This is a genomic window from Streptomyces sp. PTL18 (assembly GCF_059510295.1).
Genome location: NZ_JCAJZO010000156.1, coordinates 1 through 333, shown reverse-complemented (window position 1 = coordinate 333; position 333 = coordinate 1). Strand labels below are relative to the sequence as shown.

Annotated in this window: 1 protein-coding gene; it reads left to right on the top strand. The window is 61.9% G+C overall.

Annotated elements, in window-relative coordinates:
• Nucleotides 1-67: 67 nt before the first annotated feature.
• Nucleotides 68-333, top strand: a 266-nt coding sequence (locus tag AC5WS8_RS39445; protein WP_496108284.1) for a transposase, incomplete at its 3' end; no start/stop codon positions are given.

Below are 333 nucleotides of genomic sequence, written 5' to 3'. Positions count from 1 at the left end.
TGAAGCTTCCCCTTGTGACTGGACACCTGGAAACTGGGACGTGAGGTTCCAGAGGAAGTAGTGCCAGGTGGGTAGTCAGTACTCGAAGCGGTATTCGGAGGAGTTCAAGCGGGACGCCATCGCGTTGGCCCGCTCTTCCGATAAGACGATCACGGAGGTCGCGCGGGATCTGGGGGTGAGTCCGGAGAGTCTGCGCGGCTGGGTCAAGCGTGACCGGATTGACCGCGGCCAGGGCGCGTCAGGTGAGCTGACGAGTGCGGAGCGCGAGGAGCTGAAGCGGCTGCGCAGGCAGAACGCCGAGCAGCAGAAGACGATCGAGATCTTGAAAAAAGC